Annotated in this window: 11 protein-coding genes and 2 riboswitches; of the genes, 6 read left to right on the forward strand and 5 right to left on the reverse strand. The window is 62.1% G+C overall.

Features of this window, described 5'->3' with window-relative positions; translation table 11 throughout:
* Positions 1-3 precede the first annotated feature (3 nt).
* Positions 4-3,714, reverse strand: coding sequence for a methionine synthase (metH, locus tag AB4O40_RS01595; RefSeq protein ID WP_056724404.1), 3,711 nt, complete (start codon positions 3,712-3,714; stop codon positions 4-6).
* 156 nt (positions 3,715-3,870) lie between these two features.
* On the opposite strand from metH, the gene AB4O40_RS01600 reads away from it, so the two are divergent.
* Both AB4O40_RS01600 and nfuA read left to right on the forward strand, forming a co-directional pair.
* Positions 3,871-6,180 carry a fatty acid cis/trans isomerase gene (locus AB4O40_RS01600; RefSeq protein WP_056724406.1) on the forward strand — a complete coding sequence of 770 codons (2,310 nt, stop codon included), beginning with the start codon at positions 3,871-3,873 and terminating at the stop codon, positions 6,178-6,180.
* Between the two features lie 189 nt (positions 6,181-6,369).
* A complete protein-coding gene (nfuA, locus tag AB4O40_RS01605) occupies positions 6,370-6,954 on the forward strand; it encodes a Fe-S biogenesis protein NfuA (protein WP_007912592.1) in 585 nt (194 codons plus the stop codon).
* A gap of 101 nt (positions 6,955-7,055) precedes the next feature.
* Here nfuA and cobM read toward each other — a convergent pair whose 3' ends face one another.
* The 4 genes from cobM to AB4O40_RS01625 form a co-directional block, all read right to left on the reverse strand.
* The gene (gene cobM / locus AB4O40_RS01610; protein WP_056724408.1) at positions 7,056-7,802 is read right to left on the reverse strand and encodes a precorrin-4 C(11)-methyltransferase; all 747 of its coding nucleotides are present in this window, start codon (positions 7,800-7,802) and stop codon (positions 7,056-7,058) included.
* An 85-nt stretch (positions 7,803-7,887) separates the two neighbouring features.
* Entirely contained in the window at positions 7,888-8,301 is a 414-nt protein-coding gene (locus tag AB4O40_RS01615) for a cobalamin biosynthesis protein (RefSeq protein ID WP_460056479.1), read from the reverse strand.
* Entirely contained in the window at positions 8,298-9,005 is a 708-nt protein-coding gene (locus tag AB4O40_RS01620; protein WP_409078974.1) for a CbtA family protein, read from the reverse strand. Before AB4O40_RS01620 ends, AB4O40_RS01615 begins: the two co-directional genes overlap by 4 nt.
* Positions 9,006-9,016: 11 nt before the next feature.
* Positions 9,017-9,208, reverse strand: a complete 192-nt coding sequence (locus AB4O40_RS01625; protein WP_223542775.1) for a CbtB domain-containing protein — start codon at positions 9,206-9,208, stop codon at positions 9,017-9,019.
* Between the two features lie 121 nt (positions 9,209-9,329).
* Positions 9,330-9,555, reverse strand: a riboswitch (cobalamin riboswitch).
* A 194-nt stretch (positions 9,556-9,749) separates the two neighbouring features.
* Positions 9,750-9,962, forward strand: a riboswitch (cobalamin riboswitch).
* Between the two features lie 103 nt (positions 9,963-10,065).
* On the opposite strand from AB4O40_RS01625, the gene cobW reads away from it, so the two are divergent.
* The 4 genes from cobW (at position 10,066) to AB4O40_RS01645 (ending at position 16,825) form a co-directional block, all read left to right on the forward strand.
* The gene (cobW, locus tag AB4O40_RS01630; RefSeq protein WP_150753465.1) at positions 10,066-11,136 is read left to right on the forward strand and encodes a cobalamin biosynthesis protein CobW; all 1,071 of its coding nucleotides are present in this window, start codon (positions 10,066-10,068) and stop codon (positions 11,134-11,136) included.
* A 3-nt stretch (positions 11,137-11,139) separates the two neighbouring features.
* Positions 11,140-15,003, forward strand: a complete 3,864-nt coding sequence (gene cobN / locus AB4O40_RS01635; RefSeq protein ID WP_460056475.1) for a cobaltochelatase subunit CobN — start codon at positions 11,140-11,142, stop codon at positions 15,001-15,003.
* 149 nt (positions 15,004-15,152) lie between these two features.
* On the forward strand, positions 15,153-16,160 hold the full coding sequence (locus tag AB4O40_RS01640; RefSeq protein ID WP_223542773.1) for an ATP-binding protein: 1,008 nt from the start codon (positions 15,153-15,155) through the stop codon (positions 16,158-16,160).
* 119 nt (positions 16,161-16,279) lie between these two features.
* Entirely contained in the window at positions 16,280-16,825 is a 546-nt protein-coding gene (locus tag AB4O40_RS01645) for a vWA domain-containing protein (RefSeq protein WP_409078972.1), read from the forward strand.
* The last annotated feature ends 98 nt before the right edge of the window (positions 16,826-16,923 follow it).

Consider the following 16,923-nt stretch of genomic DNA (forward strand, 5'->3'; position numbering starts at 1 on the left):
CACTCAGTTGTCGTAACCCAGGTTCGGCGCCAGCCAGCGTTCGGTCACGCTCAACTCCTGGCCTTTACGCGAGGTGTAGCTCTGCACCTGGTCCTTGTCGATCTTGCCCACGGCAAAGTATTGCGCCTGCGGGTGAGCGAAGTACCAGCCGCTGACCGCTGCCGCCGGGAACATCGCGTAGTGTTCGGTGAGGAACACGCCGCTGCGACCTGCGCGCATTTCCTGGGCCTCTGGGTCGAGCAAGGCGAACAGCTGGGCTTTCTCGGTGTGGTCCGGGCAGGCCGGGTACCCTGGTGCCGGACGGATGCCGCTGTACTGCTCCTTGATCAGCGCTTCGTTATCCAGCACTTCATCCTTGGCATAACCCCAGTAGTCTTTACGCACCTGCTGGTGCAGCCACTCGGCGCAGGCCTCGGCCAGGCGGTCGGCCAGGGCCTTGACCATGATTGAGTTGTAATCGTCGCCGGCGTCCTGATAGGCCTTGGCCACTTCTTCGGCGCCGATCCCCGCAGTGGTGATGAAACCACCCACGTAGTCAGTCACTTCACTGTCCTTGGGCGCGACGAAGTCGGCCAGGGAGAAGTTCGGCTTGCCGTCGGTCTTGATGATCTGCTGGCGCAAGTGATGCAGCTTGGCCATCGGCTTGCCGTCATCGCCATAGAGCTCGATGTCGTCGTCATGCACCTGGTTGGCCGGCCAGAAACCGAACACCGCGCGGGCGCTGATCAGCTTCTCGTCGATCAGTTTGGTCAGCATTTCCCGGGCATCCTTGTACAGCGAGGTGGCGGCTTCACCGACCACTTCGTCCTGGAGGATGCGCGGAAACTTGCCGGCCAGGTCCCAGGAAATGAAGAACGGCGTCCAGTCGATGTATTCGGCCAGGACGTTGAGGTCGATGTTGTCCAGCACCCGGGTACCGGTGAAGGTCGGTTTGACTGGCGTGTAGCTCGCCCAGTCGAATTGCGGCTTCTTGGCGATGGCCGCACCATAGCTCAGACGCTCAGTGCGGGCGCTGCGGTTGGCGGTGCGCTCGCGAACCTCGATGTAGTCCTGGCGGGTTTTCTCGACGAAACCGGCCTTGAGCTCCTTGGACAGCAACTGCGTCGCCACGCCCACGGCGCGGGAAGCGTCAGTGACGTAGATCACCGCATCGTTGCTGTACTTGGGTTCGATTTTCACCGCCGTGTGCGCCTTGGAGGTGGTGGCGCCACCGATCATCAACGGCAGGTGGAAGTCCTGGCGCTGCATTTCGCGGGCGACGTGGACCATCTCGTCCAGCGACGGGGTGATCAGGCCGGACAGGCCGATGATGTCGCACTTCTGTTCCTTGGCCACTTGCAGGATTTTCTCCGCCGGCACCATCACGCCGAGGTCGACGATGTCATAGCCGTTGCAGCCCAGCACCACGCCAACGATGTTCTTGCCGATGTCGTGCACGTCGCCTTTCACCGTGGCCATGAGGATCTTGCCCTTGGCTTCAGGCTTGTCGCCTTTTTCCAGTTCGATGAACGGGATCAGGTGGGCCACGGCCTGCTTCATCACGCGGGCGGATTTCACCACTTGCGGCAGGAACATTTTGCCGGCGCCGAACAGGTCGCCGACGATGTTCATGCCGGCCATCAGCGGGCCTTCGATCACTTCGATCGGGCGGGCGAAGGACTGGCGCGATTCTTCGGTGTCTTCGACGATGTGAGTGGTGATGCCCTTGACCAGGGCGTGCTCCAGGCGCTTGTTGACGTCCCAGTTGCGCCACTCTTCGGTCTCGGCTTCCTTGACGCTGCCGTCGCCCTTGTACTTGTCGGCGATGGCGAGGAGGGCGTCGGTGCCTTCCGGGGTGCGGTTGAGGATCACGTCTTCCACGGCATCACGCAGTTCCGCCGGGATCTGGTCGTAGATCTCCAGTTGCCCGGCGTTGACGATACCCATGGTCAGCCCGGAGCGGATCGCGTACAGCAGGAACACCGAGTGGATCGCCTCGCGCACCGGGTTGTTGCCACGGAACGAGAACGACACGTTGGACACGCCGCCCGAGGTCAGCGCATACGGCAGTTCGTCACGGATGTAGGCGCACGCATTAATGAAATCGACGGCGTAGTTGTTGTGTTCTTCGATACCGGTGGCGACGGCAAAGATGTTCGGGTCGAAGATGATGTCTTCCGGCGGGAAGTCCACTTCGTTGACCAGAATGTCGTAGGAACGTTTGCAGATTTCCTTCTTGCGCGCTTCGGTGTCGGCCTGGCCGGCTTCGTCGAAGGCCATCACCACCACGGCGGCGCCGTAGCGCTTGCACAGCTTGGCGTGATGGATGAACTGCTCGACGCCTTCTTTCATGCTGATCGAGTTGACGATGCCCTTGCCCTGGATGCACTTGAGACCGGCTTCGATCACTTCCCACTTGGAGGAGTCGATCATGATCGGTACGCGGGAGATGTCCGGTTCGCCGGCAATCAGATTGAGGAAGGTCACCATGGCCTTCTTCGAATCGAGCATCCCTTCGTCCATGTTGATGTCGATCACCTGGGCGCCGGCTTCAACCTGCTGCAGGGCGACTTCCAGGGCTTCGGTGTAGTTGTCTTCGCGGATCAGGCGGGCGAACTTGGCGGAACCGGTGATGTTGGTGCGCTCGCCGACGTTGACGAACAGCGAGTTGCGATCGATGGTGAACGGTTCAAGGCCCGAGAGGCGGCAGGCCTTCGGGATGTCCGGAATCTGGCGCGGGGCATAACCGGCCACGGCCTTGGCGATGGCTTCGATGTGCCCCGGCGTAGTGCCGCAGCAGCCGCCGACGATGTTCAAGAAGCCGCTCTGGGCGAACTCTTCGATGACCTTGGCGGTTTCCGACGGCAGTTCGTCGTACTCACCGAATTCGTTCGGCAGGCCGGCGTTCGGGTGCGCGGAAACGTGGGTGTTGGCCTTGTTCGACAGCTCTTCGAGGTACGGGCGCAATTCTCGGGCGCCGAGGGCGCAGTTCAGGCCGACGGAAATCGGCTTGGCGTGGGCCACGGAGTTCCAGAACGCTTCGGTGGTCTGGCCCGACAGGGTACGGCCCGAGGCGTCGGTGATGGTGCCGGAGATCATGATCGGCAATTCAATGCCCAACTCCTCGAACACGCCTTGTACGGCGAAGATCGCCGCCTTGGCGTTGAGGGTGTCGAAAATGGTTTCGATCAGGATCAGGTCGGCGCCGCCTTCGATCAGACCCTTGGTGGACTCGGTGTAGTTTTCCACCAGTTCATCGAAGGTCACGTTGCGGTAGCCGGGGTTGTTCACGTCCGGGGACAACGAGCAGGTGCGACTTGTAGGACCGAGCACGCCGGCAACGAAGCGCGGCTTGTCCGGGGTTTCCAGGGTCTTGGCGTCGGCGACCTTGCGCGCCAGGCGCGCGCCTTCTACGTTTAATTCATACGCCAGGCCTTGCATGCCGTAGTCGGCGAGGGAGATCTGGGTGGCGTTGAAGGTGTTGGTTTCGAGAATGTCGGCGCCGGCGTCCAGGTAGGCTTTTTCAATGCCGCCAATCACATCCGGGCGAGTCAGTACCAACAGGTCGTTGTTGCCTTTGACGTCGCTTGGCCAGTCAGCGAAGCGTTTGCCACGGTAATCCTGCTCTTCGAGCTTGTAGCTCTGGATCATCGTGCCCATACCGCCATCGAGAATCAGGATGCGCTCTTTGAGGGCGTGCTTGAGAGCTTGAAGGCGAACGCTGCGATCGGACATTTGGACTACTCGGTAAGGCCATGACGAAGGGCCGGGATGATAGCAAACCTGTGCGCTTTTGGAGCATGACTCGAATTTGCATGAATATCGTTCATGTTGGTAAGGATGACAGACCGGTAGAATCGCGGCGTTTTTTCAGGATTCAGGACCAGGGACATGTCGTATCGCTTCGTCATCGGCACATTGTTGTTGTGTTTAAGCTGGGGCGCTCTGGCGCAAGGCCCGGTGATTCCCACTGCCATTTCACCTGCTATTTCCTATAGCCGTGACATTCAACCGATCTTCACTGAAAAGTGCGTGGCCTGCCACGCCTGCTACGACGCCGCCTGTCAGCTCAACCTGGGCAGCGGTGAGGGCGCGGCACGTGGCGCAACCAAAGTCCCGGTCTACGACGGTGACCGTCGTCAGGCGGTTGCACCGACCCGACTGTTCTATGACGCTTCCGGCAAACAGGCCTGGCAGCAAAAGGGCTTTTATTCGGTACTCGATACCCAGGGCAGCCAGGCTGCACTGATGGCGCGGATGCTGGAGCTTGGCCACAAGACTCCGTTGCAACCCAACGCGAAGTTGCCGGAAGACATCGTCCTGGGCCTGAATCGGGAAAACATGTGTGCCATGCCCGGGGAGTTCGACGGCTATGCCGCCAGGCATCCAAAAGAGGGCATGCCGCTGGCAGTGACCGGCCTGACCGACCAGCAGTACCAGACGCTGCAACGCTGGCTGGCGGCAGGCGCGCCGATCGATCAGCTGGCGCTGGCGCCCAGCGCCAGGGAAGCCTTGCAGGTGGTGCAATGGGAAAACCTGCTCAATGCGCCGGGCGCCCGGGAAAGCCTGGTGGGGCGCTGGCTGTTCGAGCACTGGTTCCTCGCCCATCTCTACTTCAAGGACGGCGAGCCTGGGCATTTCTTCCAGTGGGTGCGTTCGCGCACCCCGACCGGCCAGCCGATTGACCTGATCAACACCCGTCGCCCGAACGATGATCCGGGCACGCAGTTCTACTATCGCTTGTGGCCGGTGCAGGGCGTGATCGTGCACAAGACCCACATCACCTATGCGCTGAGTCCGGCGAAACTGGCGCGGGTCAAGAGCCTGTTCTACAGCGGCAACTGGCAGGTCGACGCATTGCCGGGCTATGGACCGCAGAGCCGGGCCAACCCGTTTGCCACCTTCGAAGCGATTCCGGCCCAGGCGCGCTATCAGTTCATGCTCGATAACGCCGAGTACTTCGTGCGCACCTTTATCCGTGGGCCAGTGTGTCGCGGTCAGATCGCCACGGACGTGATCCGCGATAATTTCTGGGCGCTGTTCCAGGCGCCCGAGCACGACCTGTATGTCACCGATCCGAATTATCGCGGGCAAGCCACGCCGTTGCTGGCCATGCCGGGGCAGAACGATGATGTCGGCAGCGTCCTCAGCCTGTGGCACGACTACCGTGACAAGCGAAATGAATACGAAGCCTTGCGCCGGGACAGCTACGCCGATGAGCCCGCGCCAAGCTGGTCGACCCTCTGGGCCGGCAACGACAATGCGTTGCTGAGTATCTTCCGCCATTTCGACAGTGCTTCGGTGACCAAGGGCCTGATCGGCGAGGTGCCGCAAACCGTATGGCTGTTCGACTATCCGCTGCTGGAACGCACCTACTATCAATTGGCGGTGAACTTCGATGTGTTCGGCAACCTGTCCCACCAGGCCCAGACGCGCTTGTATTTCGACCTGATCCGCAACGGCGCCGAGCAGAATTTCCTGCGCCTGATGCCCGCCGATTCCCGGGATGACTACCTGGACGACTGGTATCAAAACAGTGGCAAATTCAAGATGTGGCTCGACTACGAGACCATCGATGACGACAAGCCGACCGCGCTGAAGCTGAACCCGGCTGATCCCAAGCGTGACTTTGCCAATCAGCTGCTGGCCCGATACGGCGACCTTAATGCCAGGCCCGACCCGATCAATCGCTGCGACGGCGCCTATTGTTCACGGCCGAACATCGACCCGGACCTGCAAAGTGCCGAGCAGGCGCTCAGTCGCCTGACTTCGCGTCCGGCTGCGGGGCTGAAGGTCATCGACCTGTTGCCGGAAGCCACTATGCTGCGTATCGAAACCAGCAGCGGCAAGCGTGAGGTCTACAGCCTGCTGCGTAACCGTGCCCATAGCAACGTGGCGTTTTTGCTCGGTGAATCACTGCGTTACCAACCGGGGCTCGACACCCTGACGATTTTCCCGGGTGTGCTCAGCAGCTACCCGAACTTCATGTTCAACATCCCGGCCGGGCAAGTGCCGGCGTTTGTGGATGCGATGGAAAGCGCCAAGGACACCGACAGCTTCGAGAAAATCGTCGAACGTTGGGGAGTACGTCGCAGTCATCCGCAATTCTGGTTCTATTTCCATGATCTGAGCCGCTACATCCAGGAAAACGATCCGGTGGAAGAGGGCGTGCTGGACATGAACCGCTACGAGAACCTTTGAACCACTGGGCCCTCCTGTAGGAGCTGCCGCAGGCTGCGATCTTTTGATCTAAAAAACAAATCAAGAGATCGCAGCCTGCGGCAGCTCCTACAGGGAGAGATCATCGGGATCTTTTCCCGACAAAAATACTAGGACTTTGTCCGGCGCGTTGATTGGCGTAAACTGCGCCCAAGCCTGCGAGGAGTTTCCATGACCGCTATTACCATCACTGACGCCGCCCACGATTACCTGGCTGATCTGCTCTCCAAGCAGAACACCCCGGGCATCGGCATTCGCGTCTTCATCACCCAGCCTGGCACCCAGTACGCCGAAACCTGCATTGCCTACTGCAAGCCGGGCGAAGAAAAACCCGAAGACACCGCGCTGGGGCTCAAAAGCTTCACCGCGTACATCGACCACTTCAGCGAAGCTTTCCTGGACGATGCCGTTGTCGACTACGCCACCGACCGCATGGGCGGCCAGCTGACCATCAAGGCGCCAAACGCCAAGGTACCGATGGTCAACGCCGACAGCCCGGTCAACGAGCGCATCAACTACTACCTGCAAACCGAGATCAACCCCGGGCTCGCCAGCCACGGCGGTCAGGTCAGCCTGATCGACGTGGTCGAAGACGGCATCGCCGTCCTGCAGTTCGGCGGTGGTTGCCAGGGCTGCGGCCAGGCCGATGTGACGCTGAAGGAAGGCATCGAGCGCACTTTGCTCGAGCGCATCCCTGAGCTCAAGGGTGTTCGCGACGTGACCGACCACACGCAGAAAGAAAACGCCTACTACTAAGTAAGGTGTTCGCTGCGGCATAAAAGACCGCAGCCTTCGGCAGCTCCTACAGGTGTACGCATTCTGTTGTAGGAGCTGCCGAAGGCTGCGATCTTTTGATTTTAAGGGCGGTAGAGATGCGCATGCCCCGCGCGATACAGCGACGACTCGCTGAAGTGGTCACTGCCCAGCACCCGTCCCACCAGAATCAACGCCGTACGGCGAAAGCCCTTGGCTTCAACTTTCCCGGCAATATCCTCAAGCGTGCCCACCACCCAATCCTGATCCGGCCAGCTCGCGCGGTGAACCACTGCAATCGGGCAATCGGCGCCGTAATGGGGCAGCAGTTCCTCAACGATCTTCGCCAGGTGATTGACCCCCAAGTGAATCGCCATGGTCGCGCCGTGCTGCGCCAGGCTGGAGAATTCCTCTCCGGGAGGCATGGCGGTTTTGTCGGCGTAACGCGTCAGGATCACGCTTTGCGAAATGTCCGGCAGCGTCAGTTCCGCGCCCAAGAGCGCAGCGCAAGCGGCTGTGGCCGTCACGCCAGGGACGATTTCGAACGCAATGCCCAGCTCACGCAGATAGCGAATCTGCTCGCCAATGGCGCCATACAGGCTCGGATCGCCGGAGTGCACCCGGGCCACATCCTGGCCCTTGGCGTGGGCGCTCTTGATCAGGTCGATGATCTGTTCCAGGTGCAGTTCGGCGCTGTTGACCACCTGTTCGGCACAGTGACCTTCCAGCACGGCGGCAGGCACCAGGGAGCCGGCATAAATGATCACCGGACAGCTGCGAATCAGCCGCTGGCCCTTGACGGTAATCAGTTCGGGGTCGCCGGGACCTGCGCCAATGAAGTAGACGGTCATCGTCGGTTCCTGTGGGGAAAAAAAGGGGCTGAACAGGGCTTCAGATGAAGAATGTTCATGATCAAAGGCGGAGATTATCGGTTTTTTACGCAGCGCCAGCCAATGCCAGGGTTGCCTGGGCATATTTTTGTCGTGGAATCAGCAGTTTTGCCGGGGCCTGGGCCAACTGTTCCGCCAGCGCCAGGGCGGCGCTTTCCGCCACGCCGTAGCAACCGGTGCGTTCAAAGGCTATTTGCGATTGATGACTGAGTTGCGGTTCATAAGCGGCCAGTTGTTCACTGCTGAAATACATCAGTTCCAGGCCAAGCTGCTCAGCCAGTTCGATCAGCGCAGGTTCGTCGCGCTTCAAATCGATGCTGGCCAGTGCCTTGATTGCATGCAGGGGAATTTGATGCGCGGCCAACGCCTGGTCGAGCAGCGCCCGCAACGTGCTGACAGGGCAGCCTCGCTGGCAGCCCAGGCCGACCACCAGGGTCGGCGCTGTGCTGATATCCGTCATGCGTGGTATTGACCATCGCTTTTGCGACGGAACAACCAGGCGCTGATCAGGCCCAGGGCCAGCCAGAACGCCACGTTGGTCAGTTGCGAAGCGATTTTGAACTGGGTTTCCAGCGCCTCTGGAGCGAGCATCGAATGCACTTGCGGTTGCGGTGCGCCAATCACATGGGGAACGGCGAGGATCGCCGCACCGAGGACTTTCATCAGCCAGTGACGGCTGAACACGATCAGCGCGATACCGACGGCGGTGGAGGCGGCGGTACCGATCCACCACAGTTGCCGTTGTGCCAGGTCGGCCGCGGCAGTGCCTGGCAATTCAGGCGGCAGGCCGAGGGTCGGCGCGAGCACGAAGGTCGCGTAACCGGCCAGGCCCCAGAGCAGGCCCTGCGAGGTTTTGGTCGGCGCACGCAAGGTGTACAGACCGGCCAGCATCAGGGCGAAACCGACGGCCACCACCAGGTTGCCACCGGTGGTCGACAGCACGCGCTGCCAGCCATCTTCCGGCTCCCAGGCTTGTGCATCGTGGGTGTGGGCAGCCATCGCACCGTCGGCGTGTTCATGCACTTCAACAGCGGCCGGTTCGGATTTTTCGTAGGTCTCGGCCTGCAAAATCAGCGGGGCGACCCAGAAGCTTTGCAGCAGCGTCAGCAACAGGGCGGCCAGCAACCCGGTGAAACCTGCGGTTTGCGCAATACGCTTGATCATGTCGACAGCTCTCAATGGCACGGAAACGCGGAGCTGTGGCGGGTATCGTGGGCGGCATTGTGCACCGCTTCGATGTGCGAGAAACCGGCAAAATACACAAGGCACGCGCCCAGGATCGACGCGCAGACGGCAACGGTCAGACGTTGGGTCAGGGTTGAGGTGGTGCTCGCGGCTGTGTGTTCGGCGCTGCTGATGATCGACATGGCGTTTCCCTCTGGTCTGTCAGCGGGGAATAAGAGCGCATGCAAAAACCCGCGCGACCAGGCGCGCAAGGTTTCGAACAGCGCCCGCCCACCGCGGGTTTGTTGGTTCAGTGACCGTACTGGTCACTTTGTGTTGCGGGCCGGTCTCCGGGCTCACGAGGGGCGAAGGCTTGCGCCTGAACCTGAAAACGTCACCTTCCCATGCCGCAGTGGCACAGTGGATCTGACGCTTCGCTCGCTTACCGTTGCGGGGGCAGCACCGGACTGACATGGCTTAAGAGTAAAGCACATGATTCACCGGTTTCCCGTTTCACCCTGTGAAGGGCACCCGTAACAAGGCGTGTAGGAGAGCATGGGCGGGGGTTGGGCGTCAATTGGCAAGGGTTCTCACTTGAGACTGAATGATGCTCGGCTCTTTGTAGGAGCTGCCGAAGGCTCGGGCCGCGTTCGGACGATCTTTTGATCTTGTTTTTAAAAGGGAAATCAAAGGATCGCAGCCTTCGGCAGCTCCTACAGTGATTGACCGGTCTTCCCACCATGCGTAGCCTTGCGCTTTCGAGGTTCTTCGGCATTTGCCGAAGCTAAGAAGGGAACGCGGTCGATGCCGCGGCTGCCCCCGCAACTGTGAACGGTGATGTTCGTTGCCACGCCACTGCAGGCTCAATCCATGAGGCCGGCGGGAAGGCGCAGCGAATGCCAGGCTCAAGGCCGGCACACCGTCAGCCAGGAGACCTGCCTCGTCACAGATTCTCACTTTCAACCGGGCGGGGTGATCCGGTGGCGAACTCTTCAGGCACGCGTGTCCGCGTTGCCGGTTGTCGTCCCGTATGCCCGCCACATTAGCCATAGGGCATCCGATGAAAACACTGGCCAAACTCCCCGTCACCATCGTTACCGGCTTTCTCGGCTCGGGCAAGACCACGCTGCTGCGGCACATGCTCGACAACGCCCAGGGTCGCCGCATCGCAGTGATCGTCAACGAATTTGGCGAGCTGGGCATCGACGGTGAAATCCTCAAGCAGTGCTCCATCGGTTGCACCGAAGAAGAAGCCAACGGCCGTGTCTATGAGCTGGCCAACGGCTGCCTGTGCTGCACCGTCCAGGAAGAATTCTTCCCGGTGATGCGTGAACTGGTGGCCCGTCGCGGCGATCTGGACCACATTCTCATCGAAACGTCCGGTCTGGCGCTGCCAAAGCCGCTGGTGCAGGCCTTCCAGTGGCCGGAAATCCGCAGTGCCTGCACGGTGGATGCGGTGATCACCGTGGTCGACAGCCCGGCCGTTGCCGCCGGCACCTTCGCCGCGTTCCCGGATCAGGTCGACGCCCAGCGCAAGCTCGACCCGAACCTGGACCACGAATCGCCGCTGCACGAACTGTTCGCCGACCAACTGGCCAGCGCTGACCTGGTGATCCTCAACAAAGCCGACCTCATCAATCCGGCGGACCTGGCCCGCGTGCGTCTGGAAGTCGCCGAGGAATTGCCGCCGGCGGTGAAAATCATCGAAGCCAGCAGTGGTCGCCTGCCGCTGGACGTGCTGATCGGCCTGGGAGCCGGCTCCGAAGAACACATCGACAGCCGTCACAGTCACCACGACCATCATCACGATGGAGACGATGATCATGACGACCACGATCACGACGCCTTCGATTCGATCTCCATCGAACTGCCGCAAGCCGACGAAAGCCTGCTGCTGGACGCGCTGACCCAGTTGGTGGTCCAGCACGGCATCCTGCGGGTCAAGGGTTTTGCGGCGATTCCGAACAAGCCGATGCGCCTGCTGATCCAGGGCGTGGGCACGCGTTTCGACAAGCATTTCGACCGCCAGTGGGGCGCCGAAGAAGCGCGCGTCACCCGCCTGGTGCTGATCGGCCAGGAACTGGACGCCACTGTACTCGAAGCGCAATTGCGCGCCGCGCTCAGCGTGTAAGCCATGCACCTGCTCAGGACCCAGCCCGGCGGTTTCGTGTCGGATGACAACATTGCCGACCTTGGACAAACCCCCGCCGAACTGGTGGTCCTGTGCAGCGGCGATTCCAGCCTGGCGCTGCTCGCCGAAGCGGCGCAGCAATTGCCCGACGATTACCCGAGCGTACGCTTGGCCAACCCGATGCAGGTGCAGAACCATGCCTCGGTCGATTTGTACGTCGATGAAGTGCTGCGTCACGCCAGGGTGATCCTGATTTCGCTGCACGGCGGCATCGCCTATTGGCGTTACGGCATCGAGCGCCTGGTCGAACTGTCGCAGCGTGGTGTGCAGGTGATTCTGGTGCCGGGTGATGATCGTCCGGACCCGGAGCTCAGTGACCTGAGCACCGTCGGTGCCGAGGATCGCGACCGGCTCTGGCAGTTTCTGCGCCAGGGCGGCATGGGCAACGCCCTGGATTTCTTCCGCTGCCTGGCCAACCGCTGGCTGGCCCGTGATTACACCTGGGGCGAGCCGCAAACCCTGCCGCGCACGGCGATCTACCATCCGCACAAACACCACGCTGCACTGAGCGACTGGCAAGCCGACTGGCACGCCGATCAACCGGTGGCGGCGGTGCTGTTTTACCGATCGCATTTGCAGGCGGCGAACACCGCTTTCATTGATGTTTTTTGCCAGCGCTTGCAGGCGGCGGGGTTGAATCCGTTGCCGATCGCGCTGGCCAGCCTGAAAGAGCCCGGTTGCCTTGGCGTGGTCGAGGACTGGCTGGATGAGGCCAGCGTCTCGGTGATACTGAACACCACGGGTTTCGCCCAGTCCAGCCCCGAAGCACCCCATCTGCGCCCGTTTCGCCGCAATATTGCGGTGATCCAGGCGATTTGCGCCCAGGACAACGAGCCCGGTTGGCGCGCCAGCGAACAGGGACTTGGCCCTCGTGATCTGGCGATGCATATCGCGTTGCCTGAGCTGGATGGACGCATCATCAGCCGCCCGATCAGTTTCAAGGACCTGGCATGGCGCAGTGAGCGCAGCCAGTCGGATGTTGTTTGCTACCGGCCACAACCGGAGCGCATGGATTTCGTGGCCGAGCTGGCGCGGCGCTGGGTCGATCTGGGACGGGTACCTAATGCGGAAAAACGCATTGCCTTGATTCTCGCCAATTACCCGACCCGCGATGGTCGCATCGGTAATGGCGTCGGTCTCGACACCCCGGCCGCCGCGCTGAATATCCTGCGGGCGCTGCATGCCGAAGGTTATCCGTTACCGGCCCAATTGCCCGACAGTGGCACCGCGCTGATCCAGCAGTTGCTGGGCGGTGTCAGCAACGATCTCGAGACCCTCGACCTGCGTCCGTGCCAGCAAAGCCTGGGAATGGATGACTATCTGGCGATGTTCAACGCACTGCCCGACGCCAACCGTGCGGCGGTGCTCGAACGTTGGGGCGCACCGGAAAGCGACCCGATGTGCCGCAGCGGACGGATGATGATCGCCGGCCTGCGTTTTGGCCTGACCTTCGTCGGCATTCAGCCGGCCCGGGGTTATCAGGTCGACCCGAGCGCGGTGTATCACGACCCGGACCTGGTGCCGCCCCATGGCTACCTGGCGTTCTACTTCTGGTTGCGCAACACCTATGGCGCCCACGGTGTGATCCACGTCGGCAAGCACGGCAACCTTGAATGGCTGCCGGGCAAGGGCGTCGGGCTGTCGGAACATTGCTGGCCAGATGCGTTGCTCGGGCCGCTGCCGAACATCTATCCGTTCATCGTCAACGACCCGGGCGAGGGCGCCCAGGCCAAGCGGCGCACCCAGGCCGTGATCATCGATCACCTGATGCCACCGCTGACCCGCGCCGAAACCTACGGCCCGCTGCGCAACCTTGAGCTGTTGGCCGACGAGTATTACGAAGCGCAGTTGCTCGATCCGCGACGTGCCCGAGAGTTGCAGCGCGACATCCTGCAACTGGTGCGCGACACCCACATCGACCGTGAACTGCAACTGGACGAACAGCTCGACAGTGATGCCGACGCGGCGATCTGGTTGCCGCAGCTCGACACTTACCTGTGCGATTTGAAGGAGTCGCAGATCCGCGACGGCCTGCATGTGTTCGGCGAATCGCCCACCGGGCGTTTGCGTATCGACACCTTGCTGGCGTTGTTACGCATTCCACGGGGCGATGGCCGGGGCGCGCAGTCGAGTTTGCTGCGGGCACTGGCCAAGGCCTTCGGACTAGGGTTCGATCCGCTCGATTGCGCCTTGGCCGAGCCGTGGACTGGGCCGCGCCCCGAGGTTCTTGTGGGTATCAGCGAAGAGACCTGGCGTACGGCGGGCGATACCCGCGAACGCCTGGAGTTGTTCGCCGCACAGTTGATTTCGGACGCTTTGAACAGCCCCTGTGGGAGCGGGCTTGCTCGCGAAAGCGGTGGGTCAATCGACATCAATGTTGAATGCTCAACCGATTCGTCGGAACACCGCCCGGAGACAAGCCCGCTCCCACAAAAGGCGGGCTGGACTGAAGTGCAAGCCATCATCGACAACCTGCGTGAGGTGGTCGCCCCGCGTCTGGACGCCTGCGGTCCGGCGGAAATGCGCGGATTGCTCGATGCCCTGAGCGGTCGCTTCGTCCCGGCCGGTCCCAGCGGCGCGCCGAGTCGTGGTCGCCTGGACGTGCTGCCCACCGGTCGCAACTTCTATTCGGTGGACGTGCGCAACCTGCCGACCACCACGGCGTGGCGTATCGGGTTCCAGTCGGCCAACCTGATCCTCGAACGGCACCTGCAAGACCATGGCGATCATTTGCGCCAGCTCGGTTTGTCGGTGTGGGGCACCGCGACCATGCGCACCGGCGGCGATGACATCGCCCAGGCCATGGCGCTGATGGGGGTGCGTCCGGTGTGGGCCACCGGCAGCCAGCGGGTCGATGATTTCGAGATTCTGCCGTTGAGTTTGCTCGACCGTCCGCGGGTGGACGTGACCTTGCGCGTGTCCGGTTTCTTCCGCGATGCCTTTGCCAATCTGATTCGCTTGTTCGACGCGGCGGTGCAAGCGGTGGCCGACCTCGATGAACCGGATGACCTCAACCCGTTGGCGGCCAAGGTACGCGCCGAACGCGCAGCCTTGCTGCAGTCAGGGCTCGATGAAGTGGCTGCGCGGCGTCAGGCCGGCTGGCGGATTTTCGGGGCCAAACCCGGTGCCTACGGCGCGGGAGTGCAGGGCGCCATCGACGGTCGCCTGTGGCAGAGCCGCGAGGACCTGGCCGAGGTCTACCTCAACTGGGGCGGCTACGCTTACGGCGGGTCCGACGAAGGCACCGCCGCCCGCGAACAGTTCAGCCAGCGCCTGAGCCAGGTACAGGCGGTGCTGCAAAACCAGGATAACCGCGAGCACGATCTGCTCGACTCCAACGATTACTACCAGTTCCAGGGCGGCATGCTCGCGGCGGTGGAAAGCCTGAAAGGCGAGGCGGCGGCCAGCTATTATGGCGACCACAGCCAGCCGGACCTGCCGAAGATTCGCACCCTGAAGGAAGAGCTGAACCGGGTGATCCGCTCCCGGGCGGCCAATCCGAAGTGGCTCGAAGGCGTCAAGCGTCACGGCTACAAAGGTGCCTTCGAGATGGCCGCGACGGTCGACAACCTGTTCGCCTTCGATGCCACGACGCAGTTGATCGACGATCACCAGTACGCGTTGCTGGCCGATGCCTATTTGCTCGACCCGGACACCCGGGATTTTGTCCGTGAACACAACCCCTATGCCTTGCGCGACATGACCGAACGCATGCTCGAGGCGCAACATCGGGGGATGTGGAAGGAGCCCGGCGAGTACCGAGAGGCGCTGGAAAATCTGTTGCTGGATATAGAAGAAGACGGCTAACACGCTTAAACCTGTGGGAGCGAGCTTGCTCGCGATAGCGGTCTATCAGGCAACATTTTTTTCGACTGAACAATTGCCATCGCGAGCAAGCTCGCTCCCACAGGGATTGGGGCGCCAGTGAGATCACCGACCATGACCGAGATAAAACAATGACCGACACCCCGCATTTCCCGCTCTCCGCCGTGGTCGGCGCCGACGATTTGAAGCTGGCCCTGTACCTGACCGCCATCGACCCGAAAATCGGCGGCGTGCTGATCGAAGGCCCGCGGGGCATGGCCAAGTCGACCCTGGCCCGTGGTCTGGCGGACCTGCTGGCCAGCGGTCAGTTCGTCACCTTGCCGCTGGGCGCCACCGAGGAACGCCTGGTCGGCACCCTCGATCTCGACGCGGCGCTGGGCGAAGGTCGCGCACAGTTTTCCCCCGGTGTACTGGCCAAGGCTGACGGTGGCGTGCTCTATGTTGACGAGGTCAACCTGTTGCCCGATCACCTCGTCGACCTGCTGCTCGATGTGGCCGCCAGCGGCACCAATCTGGTGGAGCGTGACGGTATTTCCCATCGGCATTCGGCGAAGTTCGTGCTGATTGGCACCATGAACCCGGAAGAGGGCGAACTGCGTCCGCAATTGCTGGACCGTTTCGGCTTGAATGTCGCCCTTGGTGGCCACACCGCGCCGGTCGAGCGCGGTCAGATCATCCGCCGTCGCCTGGATTTCGACAGCGATCCGCAAGGTTTCTGCGCCGAATGGGAGTCCGCGCAGGCGTCTTTGCGCGAACGTTGCCAGAACGCACGCAACGCGCTGACAAACATTGCCCTCGACGATCAGGCGCTGGCGCACATCACCGAGCGTTGCTTTGCCGCCGGCGTCGATGGTTTGCGCGCCGACCTGGTCTGGCTGCGCGCCGCCCGGGCGCATGCTGCCTGGCGTGGGGCGAACGCCATCGCCGAGGAAGATATCGACGCCGTGGCCGAGTTTGCCTTGCGCCATCGTCGTCGCGAGCATTCACCGCCGGCGCCTCAGCCATCCCAGGCTGCGCAACCCTCGGCGCCGCAGAACACCAACCCGAGCGAAGGGCAGGGCCAGTGGGGCGAATTGCCTGCCCAGGCGCTGGCGGTCGGCGCACGACGTGAAGTGCCGAGCTGGCCAAAAAAGCCCTAGGCATTCGCCTTCGCCGCGACGCGGGGGCGAATGCCAGACCCCGGGCCGGGCGGCTGGACCACGGCAAACAGGGCAAGCGTCATGCAGCCCCCAACGGCTCGGTCAACTGGCCTGGCACATTGCTCAATGGCCGACCGCGTCAGTGCGAAGACCTGTTGTTTCACCTGCGCACTCGCTCGCCCCATGAACTGTGGCTGGTAATCGTTGATGCCTCCGCATCGACCCGCCGTCATCAGGCATTGAGCGATGCCAAGGGGTTGCTGGCACAGCTGTTCGACGATGCCTATCGCCAGCGCGCCCGACTGGCTTTGCTCACGGCCAGCGGTGCAGTACCGAAGTGGCAGGTGCAGGGATTGAAGGCCTCGACCGGGTTGCGCCAGTGGCTCGAGGGTCTTGGTGCCGGTGGTGGTACGCCGTTGCTGGCGGCATTGGGCGAAGCCGGTCGATGGCTCGCCGCACGGCAAAAGCGTTTTCCGGCGGAGCAACAGCGGTTGCTGCTGGTGACCGATGGCCGGCTCAAGGACTGGTCGTTGTTGCCCGTGCTGGAGTGCCCGGGGCTGTTGATCGACATCGAGCGCGGGCCGATCCGGCTTGGGCGCAGCAGGGTGTTGGCGGCGCAGTTGCAGGCCGAGTATCGGCACATTGACGAGCTGCTTCCTGGCTGAATTCCGGGTTGCCTGGAATGGCCTCTTCGCGAGCAAGCCCGCTCCCACATTTGGAATGCGTTCCCCTGTGGGAGCGAGCTTGCTCGCGAAAGCGGTGG

The sequence above is a fragment of the Pseudomonas sp. S2_F07 genome (genome assembly GCF_054668325.1).

Bases quoted from the DNA above. Each gene is read 5' to 3' on its own strand.
- AB4O40_RS01600 (WP_056724406.1), top strand. From the start codon at position 3,871: ATGTCGTATCGCTTCGTCATCGGCACATTGTTGTTGTGTTTAAGCTGG.
- metH (WP_056724404.1), bottom strand. From the start codon at position 3,714: ATGTCCGATCGCAGCGTTCGCCTTCAAGCTCTCAAGCACGCCCTCAAA.
- AB4O40_RS01625 (WP_223542775.1), bottom strand. From the start codon at position 9,208: ATGTCGATCATCAGCAGCGCCGAACACACAGCCGCGAGCACCACCTCA.
- AB4O40_RS01615 (WP_460056479.1), bottom strand. From the start codon at position 8,301: ATGACGGATATCAGCACAGCGCCGACCCTGGTGGTCGGCCTGGGCTGC.
- nfuA (WP_007912592.1), top strand. From the start codon at position 6,370: ATGACCGCTATTACCATCACTGACGCCGCCCACGATTACCTGGCTGAT.
- cobW (WP_150753465.1), top strand. From the start codon at position 10,066: ATGAAAACACTGGCCAAACTCCCCGTCACCATCGTTACCGGCTTTCTC.
- AB4O40_RS01620 (WP_409078974.1), bottom strand. From the start codon at position 9,005: ATGATCAAGCGTATTGCGCAAACCGCAGGTTTCACCGGGTTGCTGGCC.
- AB4O40_RS01640 (WP_223542773.1), top strand. From the start codon at position 15,153: ATGACCGACACCCCGCATTTCCCGCTCTCCGCCGTGGTCGGCGCCGAC.
- cobN (WP_460056475.1), top strand. From the start codon at position 11,140: ATGCACCTGCTCAGGACCCAGCCCGGCGGTTTCGTGTCGGATGACAAC.
- cobM (WP_056724408.1), bottom strand. From the start codon at position 7,802: ATGACCGTCTACTTCATTGGCGCAGGTCCCGGCGACCCCGAACTGATT.